Here is a 17,545-nt window from a genome sequence, read left to right on the forward strand (position 1 = left end):
CTATTGAATAACAAAGGAGTCCGCGTCGAGATTGGCCGGGAATTTTGCTCGAAACGCCTGTAAATCTTCCAGCGATAAAGTTCGCTGATGAACGATTTCGGTATCTGAATGCCGGAAAAGGACATCTCCTTTAAAATCAATGATGGCTGAATCGCCTGTGTACGGATGGCCATTTCCGTCCGTTCCAACGCGATTGACGCCTGCAACATAGCTCAGGTTTTCAATCGCACGACCTTGCAAAAGTGCATTCCAAGGATGACGACGCGCGGCTGGCCAATTAGCAACATAAAGAAGCATATCATACGCAAAATCCTGTGATTTGCCATCCGTATTCCGGCTCCAGACTGGAAAGCGCAGATCATAGCAAATGAGTGGGCAAATACGCCAGCCTTTCCATTCTTTAATAATTCTATGTGTGCCAGCCGTATAGATCGCATCTTCACCCGCCATTCGGAACAGATGCCGCTTGTCGTATGTATCGAACTGACTATCAGGCTGCATCCAGATTAATCGATTGAAAAATCGACCGCCTTCCTGCACAACATAACTTCCGGTTACGACTGCACCCGTTTGTGCCGCCATTTGCTTTAGCCACCGAAACGTCGTCAGGTTCATGGGCTCAGCCACCGCGCGAGCATCCATCGTGAAACCCGTCGTAAACATTTCGGGTAGCACAATCAGATCGGTCTTTTCAGGAAGGTTAAAAATACGCTCCTCCAGCATCGCCCGATTCGCCACAGGATCGTGCCAGTATAAGTCAGCTTGGAGAAGAGTGATATGCATAGTTATGAGTTATGAGCGATGAGTTTGCCGACGCACTTATAATTGCCAGCGTCAGCAAACTCACCACTTATCGTTCATTTAGGGAACTTCATTTTGTACTCGGCGTCGGTTTTGCCTTTTGAAATATCGGCCAATTTTTTCTTGATGAGTGTTCGTCGGATGGGAGGCAAATAATCCGTGAAAAGTTTGCCGTCGAGGTGGTCGTATTCATGCTGAATGATTCGCGCGGCCATGCCTTCGTATTCTTCTTCATGTTCGTTCCAATCGGTATCGAAATACCGAATAACGACGATTTCTGGACGAAATACTTCGCCCCGAATACCGGGAATACTCAAACAACCTTCTTCAAAACCCCAATCGTCGCCAGCTTCTTCAACGATTTCAGGATTGATAAAGACCTTTTTGAAGCCAATTAAGCTTTTGTCAATCTCTTCTTCTGGCTCATCTTCATTCAAGGGCGCTCCATCGACCACGAATATGCGGATACTCTGCCCAATCTGCGGGGCTGCCAAGCCAACGCCCGAAGCCGCATACATTGTCTCGAACATATTGTCACTCAACGTCTTGACATCGAGACTACCGGGTTCAATGTCTTTGGCTCGTTTTCGCAGAACCGGATCACCGTAAGCAATTATTGGGAGAATCATTTTTTTAGTGATGAGCGATGAGTGATGAACGATGAGTGTTTTTGAGATCAAAACTTATCACGTATCGTTTGTCACTCATCACTATTTTTTACTTTCCATATACGATTGAAGGATTATGGCTGCGCTGACTTTGTCGATATTTCCTTTTTCGCGTCGATCTTTTTTCGTGCTTCCACTGGCAATCATCGCTTGTAAAGCCATTACGGATGTAAAGCGTTCGTCGTGCCAGTGAATTGGAATATCGGGTAAGGCAGTTTGCAGATGCGATACAAATTTCCGGACGCGAGCCGTATTTTCTGTATCTGCACCGTCTAATCCTTTTGGCAAGCCTACAATAAACGCTTCGACGGGTTCGCGCTGTACGTACGCTTTGAGGAACTTCAGTACCTCATGCGAGGCCACCGTTTCCAACGCCGATGCAATCAATTGCAACGGATCAGTAACGGCAATGCCGGTTCGTTTGGCGCCATAGTCGATTGCTAAAAGTCTTGCCATTTCGGTAACAAAGGTACGAAGGGGATAGGCAAGGGACAAGGAGCGCGGAGAAGGGATTGTTGGATATACTTGCGAAAATGACGTCGATAGCCTTTATAATTCGTTATCTCGCTGCCATTTTGTTACGTCTTCCCACGTATCTAAATCAATCGTTGCCAGTGGGAAAGGAATATCAACACAATCCTGACTATGCTGCTGAATGAGTTTTCGAGCACCAACATCGCCAGTTAGCTTCAGAAACTCAGCTTTGTAGTTAATACTGAACAAAGCGGGTACGCCGAGGTGATTAGCTTCGCCATAACGGCAGGCGACAATACCTTTTTTCGTTTGCTGATGTGTATCGATCAATTGTCGCAGTAAATCGGCTGTTACGTAAGGCTGGTCGGTCAATACAACTAGAAAAGCATCGATGGATGCTTCAGGAATTGCCGATAATCCCGCACGGAGCGAAGAAGCCATTCCCTCCTGCCAATTAGTATTGTTAATTGTCTGAATGGGTAAATCTGCGAGTTCAGAATAGAGCTGATCACGATTAGCACCTAGGACGACGCTAACAGGGCCAATATCTAAAGAAAGGGTCATATCGGTAATACGCCGAAGTAATGTTTTGCCTTCATACTGAAGCAATTGCTTCGGCGTATTACCTAATCGACTGGAACTCCCAGCCGCTAAAATAATCGTAGCAATTCGCATAGAATCAGCCTGAAATTCCTGCATCGGCCGTATTTTCCTGTCGGCTATGATTGGGCACATTGCCAGAAACGCGCTCGTGAATCGGACCAGATTTGTCCTTAAGAAAACTGCCTGTTCGTTTCATAAAGAAGGCTTTTACTTCGGCAATGATGGAAAGCGCAATTTCATCAGGCGTTTCAGCCCCTAAGTCTAAGCCAATAGGTGCGTGAACCCGATTCAACGCTGATTCGCTGTAGAACTGCCTATCCCGCTCAAATTCATCCTGCATTTTGTCGAACCGTTTGCGGGGGCCAAGCATTCCAATGTATGGAATATCTGTTTTGAGCAATTCTTGCAAAACCGCCCGATCGTAATTGAAATTGTGCGACATCAACACAGCTGCTGATCGATTCGTAATTGCCAATTGATCAATCACAACATCGCGATTGGCGTAGAGGACACAAGTTGCCGCTGGAAAGCGTTTAGGCGAAAGATGGGCAATACAATCGTCGGTAACGGTCACCTGCCAACCGAGTTCACGGGCGAGCTTAGCTACCGGAATCACATCGTATCCAGCGCCGAAAATAATTAGCTCAATACCTGGATCAATTCGTTCGATGAATATCTCAATTACGTCAGAGTTATTCGTGTAGGCTTTTGTCAGCGGTTTCCCGATGCTTAACACACTTGCCATATCAGCCAGAAGCCAATCGGGAACAGGCTGGGCATCCTGTTCTGTCAGTACGAATCGATTGCCGGGCAAAAATTCACTGCTATCACTTTTCAATATGGTAGCTAGGGCACGAACGTCGCGTTTCTGAGCAAATTCTTTTAGAAAAATTACCGGATTTTGTGCATCGGCGGGGTTGATCGGTTCGATCAGTACATCAATAATGCCATTGCACCCAAGTCCGACACCGAAACTATTTGCCCCATCGTCCATCGTATCGTAAGTGACCACAATCGGTTGGCCATCCAACATCACTTGTCGGGCTTTACGAAGTGCATCACCTTCCAGACACCCCCCGCTGATGGCACCCTCCCAACGCCCATCGTCAGTAATGAGCATACGGGCCCCCGGCCGCCGATACGACGAACCCTCGACCCAAACAACCGTAGCCAGCGCAGCTTTTCGTTGCGTGAAGTCAATCTGCTCAAATACTTCGACAATGCGGCTTATTTCTTTCATCGTTATACTTTTTCCAAATCAAACGGCAGTTTCCGGACGCGTTTACCTGTGGCGGCAAAAACGGCATTAGCCAGGGCAGGTGCTAAAGGCGGAAGCCCCGGTTCGCCAACGCCTTTTATAGTTGGTCCGCCTTCTGCCAGAATATGTACTTCAACCGCTGGCATTTCCTGAATACGAAGCATCCGATTGGCGTCGAAATTTGTCTGTTTCGCCTTGCCATTCTCGAACGTAATACCATCTTTCGTTGCGGCTGTCAACGCCATAGCGATAGCCCCTTCTACCTGAGCTTTTACCGTATCAGGATTCACTACGGTACCCAGGTCAATGACGCAATAGACTTTGTCAACCGTAACGCCACCCGCTTTGTTTTTCGATACTTCAACCACCTGACCAGCCAAGCCTGCAAAGAACTCCCATTGCGCAACTCCACGACCTTTTCCAGCCGGAAGCGGTTTGTCCCAGCCAGACACTTCTTTCAGCTTGGTCAGCATTCGTTTGGCGTCGGTTTCTTTTGTCAACATACCAAGCCGGAATTCCATTGGATCTTTGCCTGCTTTGTGAGCCATTTCATCCAAAAAACATTCGTGGGCAAAGGCCACTGTCGAGCTGGTTACGGATCGCCAATAGGTGAGTGGGATGTGGATATCTGAATGGACGTAGCGCGTATTCAGGTTGGGTATTTCATATTTCTGCTCGCCAGTCCCTTCGAGCATGGTGCCATCGGGTTTGGTTTTGTCATATTTCTCCTCCATGGTCGCATCGATGGAAGGAGAAATCACTTTATGCTGAAACGCAACGGCTTTTCCGTCGGCTGATAAAGCGCCTTTCATGGCCGAAAATGTCATTGGGCGGAAGGGGCCTAATATGGTGTCGTCTTCGCGCGTCCAGACAACTTTTACGGGTTTGCCAATCGCTTTTGAGAGTAAGGTTGCTTCCGTTGCAAAATCCTGCGTGAGTCGCCGACCAAAGCCACCGCCATTGAATAAGACGTGTACCGTAATATTATCGGCCGGAATATTGAGCACTTTAGCCACCTCGCCACGAACCAAATCGCCCCCTTGCGACGAAACCCAGAGTTCGACTTTATCATCAGGCTTGTAATGCGCTAACGCATTCATCGGCTCCATAGTCGAGTGACTCACCATGGGCGTCTCGTAGAAGGCTTCCAGTTTCGTTGGAGATTCGGCAAATGTTTTGTCGAAATCACCCGCATTATGACCGACTACGCCATCCTGTTTGGCCAATTCGCGCAGGCTTTTTTCGTACTCTGCCGAATTGAACGAGTCATGCTGTTGATGGTCCCATTTTACCGTAAGCGATTTTCGTCCTTGTAAAGCAGCCCAATAAGTATCCGCAATCACCGCTACGCCCTCATAGCGATTCTTACCCATGATACGCTCCACTTTGACGACCTTCTGAACGCCTTTGACTTTCAGCGATTTTGCGCCATCAAAACTGACGAGTTTGCTACCCAATACAGGACAGCGTTCAATAGATGCATACACCATCCCCGGCACTTTGGCATCAATACCAAACGTAGCCTGGCCCGTCACTTTCAACGGAACATCAGGCCGAGGTACAGATTTGCCTAGGATGGTAAACTGTTTGGGGTCTTTTAGTGCTGGTTCTTTCGGAACGGGAAGTTTGGCGGCTGCTTCAGCCAATTGCCCGTAGGTCAGCTTTTTACCAGTTGGTTTATGAATGACTGTCGCGTTTTCGGCAAAACATTCATCGACTGGTACATTCCATTGATCGCTGGCAGCTTTGATAAGCATTTCTCGGGCAGAAGCGCCCACTTTTCGCATTTGCTTATACCCTCCGCGAATCGATCCGCTGCCGCCCACAGCCTGCGACCACATACCACCGAACTTAGTTTCACCACCCGTTTGTCGGATCGTCACTTTATCCAGCGATACTTCTAACTCTTCGGCAATCAGTGCCGGGACCGACTGGAATGTACCCTGTCCGATTTCAGGGCGAGGATTCATCAGAATAATTCGGCCGGTTTTTTCGATGAGTATGTAGGGTGTAAGCTCAACGGTTTCAAGCGGAGCCATACTCAAATTTAATACCGGACTGGCCAGCGCATCAGTGGAGGAAAGACCCAGCGCAAAAGCAGCCCCAGTAAGACTTGCAGCTTTGAGGAAATCCCGACGAGAGGGAGCGTTTTTATTTTCCTTGGGTTGATGGCTCATCGTTCTCCAATTTTAGGCGCTGACTTGGGGAGTTTAGGTGCAGAAGTCATCTCGGCTGAAGCTGTATGAATAGCCTGACGAATGCGGTTGTACGTACCACAACGACAAATATTTCCCTGCATCGCTGCATCAATATCCGCATCAGTCGGTTTGGGCGTTTGTTTTAGTAAAGCCACGGCCGACATAATTTGCCCCGACTGGCAGTAACCACACTGTGGCACCTGATGCTGAATCCAGGCCTTCTGAAGAGGATGATCCGCATTTTTCGAAATGCCCTCAATTGTTGTGATTTTGTGTCCCGAAGCTGCCGATACGGGAAAGCTACAGGAGCGAATCGGAGCACCATCCAAATGGACTGTACAGGCACCACATTGTGCAATTCCGCAGCCGAATTTAGTGCCCGTCAGGCCAACCACATCCCGGATAGCCCACAAAAGAGGCATTTCCGGGTCAATGTCTAGTGCATGGGCCTGATTATTAATAGTAAGCTTTATCGCAGCCATAGCGTATAAAATAGAATAAGCGCTTATATCAGGAAAGATACGATTTTTTAGGTTGACGTACTTTAAACGTTCACGAAAAGGCTTTAATGATATCGGGTTTTCGATAATTATGTCAAAATGACGGAAAGCTTTTTTAACTTTCCCCATGACTTTTGCCAATCAATTAGCCACGTACTATCAAACCGTTGCCGACGAATGCATTTTAGGCTTGTCGCTTGACTGCGTTATCTTCGGTTTTCACGATACTCGATTGAAAGTATTGCTACTGCGGTGGAAAGACACAACCGAATGGTGTCTACCAGGTGGATTTATTTATAAAACCGAATCCGTTGATACCGCAGCCAGTCGAGTGCTTCGCGAACGGACGGGCTTAGAGCAATTATTTCTTCAGCAATTCCATGTATTTGGCGAAGCTATACGCTATGATTGGATCGATACGTGGCATCGTCAAAAAATGACAATTCCGTTCAGTACAAAATGGCCGGAACGAACCATCTCAATGGGCTATTATGCGCTGGTTGATTATACGCTAGTGACGCCTACAACTGATTTTATGTCGGATGAATGCTGCTGGTGGGATGTTAGCGAATTGCCATCCTTACTATATGACCATCAGCAGATTATTGACGTTGCCTTGAAAACGCTACGCTTGCAATTGAACTGGCAACCTATTGGCCTGAACCTGATGCCCGAAAAATTTACGATTCCTGAATTGCAGCGTCTCTATGAAGTTGTGCTGGGTCGGCCGTTGGACGCGCGAAATTTTCACAAGAAAATAATGGGGCTAACTATTTTGACTCGGCTGAACGAACGCCGGACGGGGAAGGCGCACAAGTCCCCCTATCTATATCAATTCGACAAGGAGAATTACCAGAAAGCGCTCATCAATGGAAACCTGATTTTTGTTTGAGACTTTAGATATTTATCCCGTTACATAAAAAGAAAGTAGTCCAAAACCTTATTCTAACTGTATAACTATCAGCGGTTTTTCTATAGATCGACTTATTAATATTTTTTAAGATGGCGACCTCGTATAGTAGAAATACCTGAAAACTACTTGAATTTTTGCGAACTTTACGTCCTCATCTTTTCTCCGACTAATACACCATGATTACGGAGCCTACTCTGCTCGACAGTCCTGACGGTCAATTGACACCTACGGGTGGACCTCTTCAATCGGCCATCACGTACGAAAAAATTCCAACCCACATTTACGCCGATGCGAAAGATGCGTCGCGTGCGGTTGCACAGGAAATTGCGGATCTAATTCGCCAGAAACAATCCGAAAGAAAACCCTGTATACTTGGTCTGGCAACGGGTTCATCGCCTAAGACTGTGTATGCCGAACTAATTCGGATGCACCGCGAAGAAGGTCTGAGCTTCCGCAATGTGGTCTCGTTCAATCTGGATGAATATTATCCGATGGAACCCGATTCGCTGCAAAGCTATTGGCGGTTCATGCGCGAACAATTATTCGATCACGTCGATATTCCGCAGGGAAATTATCACGTTCCAGATGGTACGCTTCGAACAGATAAAGTAGCTGATTTCTCGAAACAGTATGAAAATGCCATTGAAGCCGCTGGTGGATTGGATTTTCAATTGCTGGGGATTGGTGGTAATGGACACATTGGCTTCAACGAACCGGGTTCTCTCATCAATTCACATACACGATTGATGATGCTTGATAACTCAACGCGGGCAGCTGCTTCGGTTGATTTTGGCGGTTTACCGAAAACACCACGCAAAGCTATTACGATGGGCGTCGCTAGTATTTTGAGCGCCCACCGAGTTGTGTTACTGGCGTGGGGTGAGCGCAAAGCACCCGTTATCCGGGGGGCCGTTGAGGGTACCGTGACAGAGTTGAATCCGGCATCGTATCTGCAAACGCATCCGAATGCCTTGTTTGTGATTGATGAAGCCGCTGCTTCGGAGTTAACCCGCATGAAAACGCCCTGGCTGGTGGATTCAGTTGTTTGGGATAACAAAATGAAGAAAAAGGCCGTCACGTATTTGTCGCTGACCCTGGGTAAACCTGTCCTGAAACTGACCGACCGCGATTATAACGATAACGGGATGAGTGATTTACTCGCTCAATACGGCCAGGCATACGATATCAATATTGACGTTTTCAACCAGCTTCAGCATACGATTACGGGCTGGCCAGGCGGCAAACCCGATGCCGACGATACCAATCGACCCGAACGTGCCTTACCTGCCCACAAGCGTTGCCTGATTTTCAGCCCACACCCCGACGATGACATTATCTCGATGGGAGGCACGTTCCAGCGCCTTCGCGATCAGGGACACGAGGTACATATTGGCTACCAGACATCCGGCAACATTGCCGTAGCCGATGACGAAGCTTTACGTTTTGCAGATTACGTGGTGGATTTCAACGCCAAATTTGGCATCAAAAGTCCCGAAGCTACGCGAATTTTTCAGGATGCGGCTGCGTCGTTGCGGGAGAAGAAAGATAGCGAAATGGATACGCCCGAAGTACGTTATGTAAAAGGGCTAATTCGGATGGGCGAAGCTAAATCGACTTGCCGATTTGTGGGTATTCCGGTTGAGAATGCACATTTTATGAATATGCCGTTTTACGAAACAGGTACGGTTGCCAAAAAGCCGCTGAGCGAAGACGATATTAAGATTACGATGGCGTTGATTGAAGAGGTTAAACCGCATCAAATCTATGCCGCTGGTGATCTGGCTGATCCGCACGGCACGCATAAAGTCTGTCTGGATGCCGTACTGGAAGCTGTTCGCCGGTTGAAGCATAAGAATTTCATGAAAGACTGCTGGGTATGGCTTTATCGCGGTGCCTGGGCCGAGTGGGATATTCACGAAATTGAAATGGCCGTACCCATGTCGCCGGATCAGGTGATGAAAAAACGGCTGGGTATTTTCAAACATCAATCGCAGAAAGACGGCGTAGTCTATCAGGGAACCGATTCGAGGGAGTTCTGGCAACGGGCTGAAGAGCGTAATCGCGCAACCGCAGGCCTGTATAACCGACTCGGTCTGGCTGAATACGAAGCCATGGAAGCCTTTGTTCGCTGGCGTTTCTAAATAGTCACTGCTGATCGAAGGCATAAAAGCTACTCTCAACTGGGAGTAGCTTTTTGTTTTTTAAGGAGAATTATTTCAGCAAATTTCTTATACCTAATTTAATATAATATAAAAATTGAATAGTATTGTGTTTTGTATGATACTTATATTATAAAATTGCTTCAACCTACTAACCACATGACCAGACAGAATAAACAGAAAACACTTCGACTTTTTGCCTTGCATGAATTTATTCAGGATCATTTTACGAAATCAGACTGGATTAAAGTGGCTTATCTGACGGATAGTCATGAGCTAATTGAAGATCACCCGCGTTTGTTACGAAGTCTGGATTTTAAAGACGATGATTATGAAGGCAATTGCTTACAGGTGTTGTCAAAATTAATTACTGAAAGTAGCAGTAATCTGTATGAAATCGAGCGATTTGTCGAGGCTAAAAAAGCATTGATGAATCGCGTAACTCGGATTATACCTGATTTTGTATCAACCATTCAGTCAATCGCGCCGGAGCGGGTGATTACGTTTGCACCGGATGTATTTCGGATTCCTCATAAATCGCTTAACGGCAATTTATTATCGGTCATGATGCCCTTCGAGAGTAAATTTTCGGGCACGTATGCCGCTATTCGGAATGTGTGCGCCAGGTTGGGTGTCGAGTGCAAACGGGCGGATGATATTTGGGATAATAGCATCCTGATTCAGGATGTTTTCGATCTGATTTTTACCTCGCAAGTTGTCATTACTGATTTTACAGATCGGAATCCGAATGTATTCTATGAAACAGGTGTAGCGCATACCCTGGGAAAACTCGTGATTCCGTTGACGCAATCGGTTGGCGATATTCCGTTCGATTTACGGCATCACCGGGCATTGACTTACTTGCCGAATGCGGAAGGATTGCTCAAACTGGAGGCCGATCTGGAAAAAAAACTGGCCAAAGTCTTTAGTTGATACATTTCCTTTACTTGGTGTATCTTCGGGAAACTTCAGCCAACTATGCAATCCTCCGTTTCGACCAGGCCCGAAAAATCCCAGACAATACCCAGTTCATCAGGTCGGTTACTTTCCCTTGATTTTTTTCGCGGCCTGACCGTTGCGGCTATGATTCTGGTGAATAACCCAGGGAGCTGGGATCATATTTATGCACCCCTCGAACATGCGCACTGGAACGGTTGGACGCCAACTGACCTGATTTTTCCGTTTTTTCTGTTTATCGTTGGTGTATCGATCACGTTTGCCTTGTCGGGGCAAAGGGCATTGGGTTTGGGGCAGGGGGGGGTACGTAAAATCGTGAAGCGGAGTGCCATGCTTTTTCTGCTGGGATTATTCCTGAATTTCTTCCCAAGATTCGACATTTCGACCGTTCGACTTTTAGGTGTTTTGCAGCGCATTGCCCTGGTTTACCTGATTTGCTCGATTCTTTTTCTGACGACAAATCCACGCCAACAGATTTATATTCTCTGCGGTATATTAGTTGGGTATTGGCTACTCATGACTGCTGTACCCGTTCCGGGTGTAGGCTTCGCGAATCTCGAACCCGAAACCAATATGGCGGCCTGGCTCGACCGAATCATTCTGACGCCCGCGCATGTCTATAAACCCGCCAAAGTCTGGGATCCTGAAGGAATATTGAGTACGGTGCCAGCAATCGGAACGGGATTGCTGGGAATGCTAACGGGGACCTTGTTGCGAAGCAATAAAATTGCCGCTGAAAAAGTAGCCTGGCTATTTACGGCGGGCTGTATACTTACACTTGTTGGATTAATCTGGGACAGCTTCTTCCCAATCAACAAAGCGCTCTGGACCAGTTCCTACGTATTACTGGCTGGCGGCTTAGCCATGCTTGGCCTAGCTTTATGCTATTGGCTGATCGATGTTCAACACTATCGCAGAGGGGTGTTGCCATTTGTGGCATTTGGTGTTAATGCCATTACAGTTTTCTTCCTTTCCGGGTTGATTCCACGCATTATGAACCTGATTCACATCACGAAACCAGACGGAACAGAGCAGGGCCTGAAAGATTATTTATATCGATCCTTCATTGCCCCGCCTTTTACTGATCCCCGCAATGCGTCGCTGGCTGGCGCGTTGACGTTTGTGCTGATCTGGTTCGGTATTTTGTGGTGGATGTACCGAAAATCAGTGATTATCAAAGTATAAGATTGCTTTAAAAGCCGATTCTTAGCTGGGCACCGTATTCATAACGCAGTGTTTGCCCGATATCAAAGCCTATCTGTTTGGCCGTAGCCGCGTAGCCGTATGGAATAGTGATCAGGTGTTTGATCTGCACAACATCCGTATTATCAGGAATATAGCCACAAGACCAGATCGTTGCATCGGTCCAATAACCTGTTCGCACTGTGTATACAATTGGGCAATAAGGAGGGGTCTGGAAAAGTACGGACGATGAAAATGCTGAGCTTTCTGTAGGGGAGCACTGGGTTTTTACCTGCCATTCATATTGCGTATTACTGGCAAGGTTGGTCAAACTAACAGCGCCGGTGTAATTCGGGATAGTCAGATTGTACAGCGATGTCCAGTCTGAAGTACCAACAGGCCGATACCGAACTTCGTATCGTAAATCGGGATTCGGTTGGGAGAAAGACCAGTATACTCGAGCTGAGGTAGGTCGTATATTGGTTGTATACAAACTATACGGGACTGAACACTGAGCTGTGTAGAACGAATACGTAAACGAAAAATCGGAAACTAGCCCATACATACATAATGTTCTTACCTGTGTTTCATATTGCGTATTACCGGTTAAACCGGATAGGGCGATTGTTGTGCTGGTTAGATTAGTCACCGTTGTCCAATCTGTCGTACCGGCTTTTCGATAGCGAAATTCATAGGAAACATCGAGTCCGGTTTGGTTCCAGGCTATAGTTGCTGAGTTAACGCCTGTATAATTCAGTGTGTATAAGTACGGAACGGCGCACTGAGTCGTAAAGTTAGGCCCGTTTACATAAGTCGAACTCTGGACGCCTGTACAGAGCGTTCGAAGTTGCCATTCATATTGGGAATTTGCGGCCAAGGCCGTAGCCTGATAAACGCCATAACTACCTGAGTTAACTGTTAAGCTGCTAACGGTTGCCCAATCGACTGCTCCAACAGGCCGATACCGCAATTCGTAAGTCATTGCTGGATCATTTGCCTGAACATACCAATTGAATTGAACGGACGACGACGAAATGAAAGACGCGTATAAATTATACGGCGAAGGTGCAATACAGGCTGTCGTAAAGGTGTTCGTTGCCGAATAATCTGACCGTTCAGTAGGAGTACATACGTTGCGGACGCGCCATTCGTAGGAGACATTGGTTGCAAGACCTGATAATGAATAAAAACTGCTCGGAATCCCGCTAACCGTTACCCAGTCAGTTGACCCAACGGGCCGGTGTTGTAATTCGTAAGTCGCACCGGGTTCCGAATAACCGTTAGTATACCAATACAATCGGGCTATGGTTGCCGTTACGTTCGTTGAAAGGCCGGTTGGAATTCGACAGGTAGTTGTAAATGTATTGATGGATGAATAATCGGAACTCTCGGTGGGCGTACAAAGACTTCTGAATTGCCATTCATAGGTCGTGTTATTGGTCAGCCCAGTTAACGTATACGTTCCGTTGTACGAAGCGGTTACGCTATTGGCTGTCCAGGTTGTTGTTCCAACGGGTCGGTAACGTATCTCATATGTTTTGCCTGATTCATAGTAGGAATCATACCAGTAAAGACGAGCTGAGTTCGAGAAAATATCCGTTACCGAAATCGTATATGGTAGCTGGCAGGAAAGCGTCGTAAAGGATTGTATGCTGGTGAAATCAGTTGTGGCAACGGGTGGATTTATACAGGTAGCCTGCACACGCCATTCATAAACACTTGCGGGAGTCAAGCCTGTTAAGGAATAATAACCACTGACCAGACCAGCACTTGTGTTCCAATCCTCCGTTCCTTTCGGGCGCCATTGTACTGTGAACGTCTGCCCAGAATTGTAATTCCAGTTTAAGGATGCGGTTAAACGGGTTGTATACGTGTATAACCCAGTTGGTACTGAGCAAGGAGTCATAAAGGTCACCGCCGGAGCGTATTGGGTACCCGTTGATGCTTTAACCTGCCATTCGTAGTTTGTATTGGCGGTTAATCCATATAGTCCATAGCTTGTTGTTGATATGGATGAATAGGTAATCCAGTTTGCTTCCCCCACAACTCGCCACTGGAGATCATAAGTCGCGCCATTACCAAGACTGTTCCAGTTAAGCTGGGCACTGTTACCCGTAATGTTTGTTGTATTCAGGCCGGTTACCAGGGGAGGGCTTACCTGTATTGAAAACGTAGGGCTAAGGCTACCCGTAGTTGTGTTTGACGGACGAATACGATAATAAAGCGTCTGGAGTAGTGCTTTGGTGTCTGTAAATGTAGTGACATTAGGGGCTACACCGCCAATGGGCACAAAGCCGGACGAGGGTGAGGTCGATCGCTCAATAAAATACCCCATTTCATTGTCGGCGTTATCCTGCCAGGTCAACGCGACGGTATACCCGTTCTGTGTTCCGGTCAGATTACTGGGTGCAACAACGTTAGATGGAGGGGCATTGAGTGTATACGACGTATGGCTTTGGCGAAGGGCTAACCCTGCCTGCATTCGATCGTATTGGCCGGGCGTGAAATCATGCGTACAGGGAAAATAGTACGACATAATATTGGTGATCGACGGATTATATGCGGCTCCATTAGCATCACGAGCGGTACTGTTAGGATCATATTGGGGGCAACCGTTGGGATAGGTCAAGTAAGCGCCCGTCATATTATACGGGTCAGCAGGCGTATCACAGACTAAATCGGCATCGGTTGAGCAATTGGCTCCTGCTCCGCGAGTTACCAGTTCGGTGGAACCTCCATAGCCGTTATTGTTACCGAAGGTATGAATCAGGTTAAAGGTATGGCCTAATTCGTGAGGAATCAGCCGGTTACCAAGATCTTCATCATACTCTCCAGGGCCAGTCAGAATAAACGAACGAGTTGAGTAGATGGCATCTGCCGGATAGTATGCGTAGCCTCCCAAACCCGGACTTGAAAACTGGTTTACATAATACTGATTCAGTGCATTGGTCGCATCCCGGTTCTGGGCTACTGCATATTCATCACTAAAGGTATTGTACTGTGTATCGTTGTCGATGTAATCGGGCGATGTGCCAGCAAAGTAGAATTGGATACCGAAACCATTCAGCAGATAATAGCTGTTTGTTGTGGCAATTACATAGTTCAAACTAGCTAAACTGAATCCGCCCGATCCATCGCTTCGGCGAAGAATATGCGGACGAATTGGTATGTATGTAATCGCACTGAAAGCGGCTCCAGACGCTCGTTTTCGTTGCAGCGCAAAATTAGCCATCTGACTCAGCGACAGCGCCTGAGGACGGCTAAGGTTTTCGATACCACACGAAAGCGACACCGAAGTGGGTGGATTTTGCGCTTTTAAGGTATAAGCAGGTATAAGCAGGAAGAAAAAAAAAGAGAGTCCTACGTAGAGATTTTTTGGCATATATCTAAGAAGAAGTTCTACAAATCCTTCAAAAATAACGCCAAAAACGAAATCACTTTTTATTTATGAGTGACAATTAATAAGTATATTTTTTATGTGGTAACTAATTAGTCTATATATCTAGTGTTTAGCGTAGATATTAATTTCTACTTTTCTCTTCGAGGACAATCCGAATTAAATCGACAGTCGTGTTAACCCCGGCTTTTCGCATAATGCTGGCCCGCTGATTAGCCACTGTATTGGCGCTGATTCCAAAGCGATCTGCAATTTCAGGACTGCTCATTCCATCGACAAGACAAGTTAAAATCTGTGCTTCGCGTGACGTAATTTTATTCCATATCGACGCCGGTTGAGGAATGCTGTTGACGGCCTCCGTCTGTCGCGGGGTAGTATGGGTATTGGGCAAAACCAATTGTTGAATAATAACGGATGAAATATTGGCCGGGTAGTATAGTTCGCCATTAATTACCGTACGAATTGCCCGTAAAATCTCTTCCTGACCCGTATCTTTTAATAAATAGCCAGCGGCTCCGTGTTGCACCGCTTTTAAAATGTAATCGGGATTATTGTGCATGCTGAACATCAGCGTGCGAACCTTGGGAAAGTTTTGGGAAACAACTTTCAGAGCCTCAATACCCGACATCCGAGGCATGGTGATATCAAGCAACAACACATCCGTATCAACACCAGACAGCAGGCTAATGGCCTCATCGCCATCAGACGCTTCTCCAACGATCTGTATATCAGGTTCATCTTCGAGTAGCATCAAAATTCCTTTTCGGACTACTGAGTGATCGTCGGTAATAAGAACGCGTATCGGCATAGTTTTTTGGTTTGCGGTATTCGGTAAATGGAATACCGTCTCTACACTAGGTTAACATCGACCTGAATGGTGGTTCCTTTTTTAAGCTTTGATTGGATGGTAAGGCTTCCGTTGAGAAGTTGGGCTCGGGTCCGCATATTCTCCAGACCATTTACCCCCAGTGCTATAGTTTCCTTCTGACGATCTGCTTTTAAGGAAAACCCTTTTCCGTCGTCAGACACCGAAAGCACTAATTTATCAATATCCTGCTGTAAAAAAATACGAATCGTTTGAGCATTCGCATATTTTATTGAATTGTGTAGCGCTTCCTGGGCAATTCGGTAAAGGCCAATTTCCATGGCGGGGTTCAGCCTCGGAGCATCACGAGGACCCGAAAAAACGACGTTTATGCCAGAAGCACGGGTTGCCTGTTCGGCTAACAGGTTTAAGGTAGCACCCAGGCCAAAATCACTTAAAGTTGATGGCATCAAATTATAGGATACTTGACGGGTTGTCTGGATAATCTCTGCAATTAATTCACAGAGTTCAGTAAACCGTTTTTTTTGTTTTTCGTCGGCAAACGAAGTGGATTTCAATTTTTCGGCGTGCAATTTCAATCCGGTCAGCATCTGACCAATGCCATCGTGCAGCTCTCTGGCAAATCGCCGACGCTCTTCTTCCTGTCCTTCGAGTAAGGCAGCCGAGCGAACGCGGTCTTCAGTCTGTTTTAAGGCATATTTCTCTTCCGTTGTGCGAACCAGCTCCTGTTGAGTATCCAGCAATTTTCGATTGGTAAAAGCCAGATTTTCATTGGTAATGCCTAATTCCCGGTTCGCTATTTCCAGACGATTGTTGGCTACCTGTAACGACTGCTCAGATTTTGCCAGCCGACCAATAACGGTTTTCGTATGATTGACGACCGGCCGAAAAATAAACATGCCTTCTATCAACAGGATGATCAGGGTGGCAGCGGTTAAAAACCATTCGATTCGTTCCAGTGCGCGAACGCGTTGAAAGCTTTCTTTATCGAACTGAAACACAATGGCGTTCATTTGCTGAAGGAACGAAAGCTCGTGCTGCATAATCGTTGCCAGCGCTTCTTTGCGATCCGTAGTTGTTGCGCGAGGATTATTGATGAGTACAAAACTTTTGTAAATAGCCTGATAATACGGTTCTATCTGAGCGAACATGGTGTTTAATGTGTCGCTTTTACGAACAGTATAGGACTTTTCCATCTGCAGAAGCCCGCTTCGAAGCTGAATGTGGGTCTGACTCCAATTCGTTAGTAGTGAATCGAATGAAACGGTATCCGCCGACGGGATACTCGTTGCGCGTAATAAGGATAATTTTGTCAGTCGCTGACTGAGCATCCGTTGCCGACCGGCTACATTCACAACTCGACTGTCATCGTAGTGATTACTGATGGTATGTTTGATAAACAGAAGACCTGATAAGGACAATACTGCAATAACAGTAAGGGCCAATATATAAAATCGGGTCAATCGGTTCGCTACCTGTTGGTCGAGTTGATACATACGTGCAGGTTTCGGTATTCGGAATACGATTAAATACCTGCGGAATTCCCTGTTCCGCTTTCAAAAGATAGCAATTTGTCAGCCGTAAACAGCGGTAGCGACCTCTATTCTAA

The 17,545-nt window shown here is 46.6% G+C and carries 14 protein-coding genes; 4 read left to right on the forward strand and 10 right to left on the reverse strand.

What is annotated here, in order from left to right; translation table 11 throughout:
* The 7 genes from ACYVE4_RS06350 to ACYVE4_RS06380 all read right to left on the reverse strand — a co-directional run bounded on the left by ACYVE4_RS06350 (position 1) and on the right by ACYVE4_RS06380 (position 6,484).
* On the reverse strand, positions 1-783 hold the full coding sequence (locus ACYVE4_RS06350; protein ID WP_460996141.1) for an amidohydrolase: 783 nt from the start codon (positions 781-783) through the stop codon (positions 1-3).
* Between the two features lie 74 nt (positions 784-857).
* Positions 858-1,430 carry a peptide deformylase gene (def, locus tag ACYVE4_RS06355; RefSeq protein WP_460996142.1) on the reverse strand — a complete coding sequence of 191 codons (573 nt, stop codon included), beginning with the start codon at positions 1,428-1,430 and terminating at the stop codon, positions 858-860.
* 81 nt (positions 1,431-1,511) lie between these two features.
* Positions 1,512-1,925, reverse strand: coding sequence for a Holliday junction resolvase RuvX (ruvX, locus tag ACYVE4_RS06360; protein ID WP_460996143.1), 414 nt, complete (start codon positions 1,923-1,925; stop codon positions 1,512-1,514).
* 93 nt (positions 1,926-2,018) lie between these two features.
* Positions 2,019-2,642, reverse strand: a complete 624-nt coding sequence (locus tag ACYVE4_RS06365) for a nucleotidyltransferase family protein (RefSeq protein ID WP_460996144.1) — start codon at positions 2,640-2,642, stop codon at positions 2,019-2,021.
* Positions 2,623-3,786, reverse strand: coding sequence for an XdhC family protein (locus tag ACYVE4_RS06370; RefSeq protein WP_460996145.1), 1,164 nt, complete (start codon positions 3,784-3,786; stop codon positions 2,623-2,625). The genes ACYVE4_RS06365 and ACYVE4_RS06370 overlap by 20 nt, the downstream gene beginning before the upstream one ends.
* A gap of 2 nt (positions 3,787-3,788) precedes the next feature.
* The gene (locus ACYVE4_RS06375; RefSeq protein WP_460996146.1) at positions 3,789-5,981 is read right to left on the reverse strand and encodes a molybdopterin cofactor-binding domain-containing protein; all 2,193 of its coding nucleotides are present in this window, start codon (positions 5,979-5,981) and stop codon (positions 3,789-3,791) included.
* Positions 5,978-6,484, reverse strand: coding sequence for a (2Fe-2S)-binding protein (locus ACYVE4_RS06380; protein ID WP_460996147.1), 507 nt, complete (start codon positions 6,482-6,484; stop codon positions 5,978-5,980). The genes ACYVE4_RS06375 and ACYVE4_RS06380 overlap by 4 nt, the downstream gene beginning before the upstream one ends.
* A 145-nt stretch (positions 6,485-6,629) precedes the next feature.
* On the opposite strand from ACYVE4_RS06380, the gene ACYVE4_RS06385 reads away from it, so the two are divergent.
* The 4 genes from ACYVE4_RS06385 to ACYVE4_RS06400 all read left to right on the forward strand — a co-directional run bounded on the left by ACYVE4_RS06385 (position 6,630) and on the right by ACYVE4_RS06400 (position 11,716).
* Positions 6,630-7,394: an NUDIX hydrolase gene (locus tag ACYVE4_RS06385; protein ID WP_460996148.1), complete on the forward strand. Its 765-nt coding sequence runs from the start codon at positions 6,630-6,632 to the stop codon at positions 7,392-7,394.
* A gap of 197 nt (positions 7,395-7,591) precedes the next feature.
* A complete protein-coding gene (gene nagB / locus ACYVE4_RS06390; RefSeq protein WP_460996149.1) occupies positions 7,592-9,556 on the forward strand; it encodes a glucosamine-6-phosphate deaminase in 1,965 nt (654 codons plus the stop codon).
* Positions 9,557-9,733: 177 nt separating this feature from the next.
* On the forward strand, positions 9,734-10,507 hold the full coding sequence (locus ACYVE4_RS06395; RefSeq protein ID WP_460996150.1) for a hypothetical protein: 774 nt from the start codon (positions 9,734-9,736) through the stop codon (positions 10,505-10,507).
* Between the two features lie 45 nt (positions 10,508-10,552).
* Positions 10,553-11,716, forward strand: coding sequence for an acyltransferase family protein (locus tag ACYVE4_RS06400; protein ID WP_460996151.1), 1,164 nt, complete (start codon positions 10,553-10,555; stop codon positions 11,714-11,716).
* A gap of 7 nt (positions 11,717-11,723) precedes the next feature.
* Here the strand turns inward: ACYVE4_RS06400 and ACYVE4_RS06405 are convergent, their stop codons facing one another.
* The 3 genes from ACYVE4_RS06405 to ACYVE4_RS06415 form a co-directional block, all read right to left on the reverse strand.
* Positions 11,724-15,095 (reverse strand): fibronectin type III domain-containing protein, encoded by a 3,372-nt coding sequence (locus ACYVE4_RS06405; RefSeq protein WP_460996152.1) that lies wholly within the window; start codon positions 15,093-15,095, stop codon positions 11,724-11,726.
* Positions 15,096-15,234: 139 nt separating this feature from the next.
* Entirely contained in the window at positions 15,235-15,918 is a 684-nt protein-coding gene (locus ACYVE4_RS06410) for a response regulator (RefSeq protein ID WP_460996153.1), read from the reverse strand.
* A 41-nt stretch (positions 15,919-15,959) separates the two neighbouring features.
* The gene (locus ACYVE4_RS06415) at positions 15,960-17,432 is read right to left on the reverse strand and encodes an ATP-binding protein (protein ID WP_460996154.1); all 1,473 of its coding nucleotides are present in this window, start codon (positions 17,430-17,432) and stop codon (positions 15,960-15,962) included.
* Positions 17,433-17,545 lie beyond the last annotated feature (113 nt).

This window comes from Spirosoma harenae, assembly GCF_054776975.1.

Coding starts and splice junctions, on each gene's coding strand:
- ACYVE4_RS06350 (WP_460996141.1), bottom strand. CDS start 783: ATGCATATCACTCTTCTCCAAGCTGACTTATACTGGCACGATCCTGTG.
- def (WP_460996142.1), bottom strand. CDS start 1,430: ATGATTCTCCCAATAATTGCTTACGGTGATCCGGTTCTGCGAAAACGA.
- ruvX (WP_460996143.1), bottom strand. CDS start 1,925: ATGGCAAGACTTTTAGCAATCGACTATGGCGCCAAACGAACCGGCATT.
- ACYVE4_RS06365 (WP_460996144.1), bottom strand. CDS start 2,642: ATGCAGGAATTTCAGGCTGATTCTATGCGAATTGCTACGATTATTTTA.
- ACYVE4_RS06370 (WP_460996145.1), bottom strand. CDS start 3,786: ATGAAAGAAATAAGCCGCATTGTCGAAGTATTTGAGCAGATTGACTTC.
- ACYVE4_RS06375 (WP_460996146.1), bottom strand. CDS start 5,981: ATGAGCCATCAACCCAAGGAAAATAAAAACGCTCCCTCTCGTCGGGAT.
- ACYVE4_RS06380 (WP_460996147.1), bottom strand. CDS start 6,484: ATGGCTGCGATAAAGCTTACTATTAATAATCAGGCCCATGCACTAGAC.
- ACYVE4_RS06385 (WP_460996148.1), top strand. CDS start 6,630: ATGACTTTTGCCAATCAATTAGCCACGTACTATCAAACCGTTGCCGAC.
- nagB (WP_460996149.1), top strand. CDS start 7,592: ATGATTACGGAGCCTACTCTGCTCGACAGTCCTGACGGTCAATTGACA.
- ACYVE4_RS06395 (WP_460996150.1), top strand. CDS start 9,734: ATGACCAGACAGAATAAACAGAAAACACTTCGACTTTTTGCCTTGCAT.
- ACYVE4_RS06400 (WP_460996151.1), top strand. CDS start 10,553: ATGCAATCCTCCGTTTCGACCAGGCCCGAAAAATCCCAGACAATACCC.
- ACYVE4_RS06405 (WP_460996152.1), bottom strand. CDS start 15,095: ATGCCAAAAAATCTCTACGTAGGACTCTCTTTTTTTTTCTTCCTGCTT.
- ACYVE4_RS06410 (WP_460996153.1), bottom strand. CDS start 15,918: ATGCCGATACGCGTTCTTATTACCGACGATCACTCAGTAGTCCGAAAA.
- ACYVE4_RS06415 (WP_460996154.1), bottom strand. CDS start 17,432: ATGTATCAACTCGACCAACAGGTAGCGAACCGATTGACCCGATTTTAT.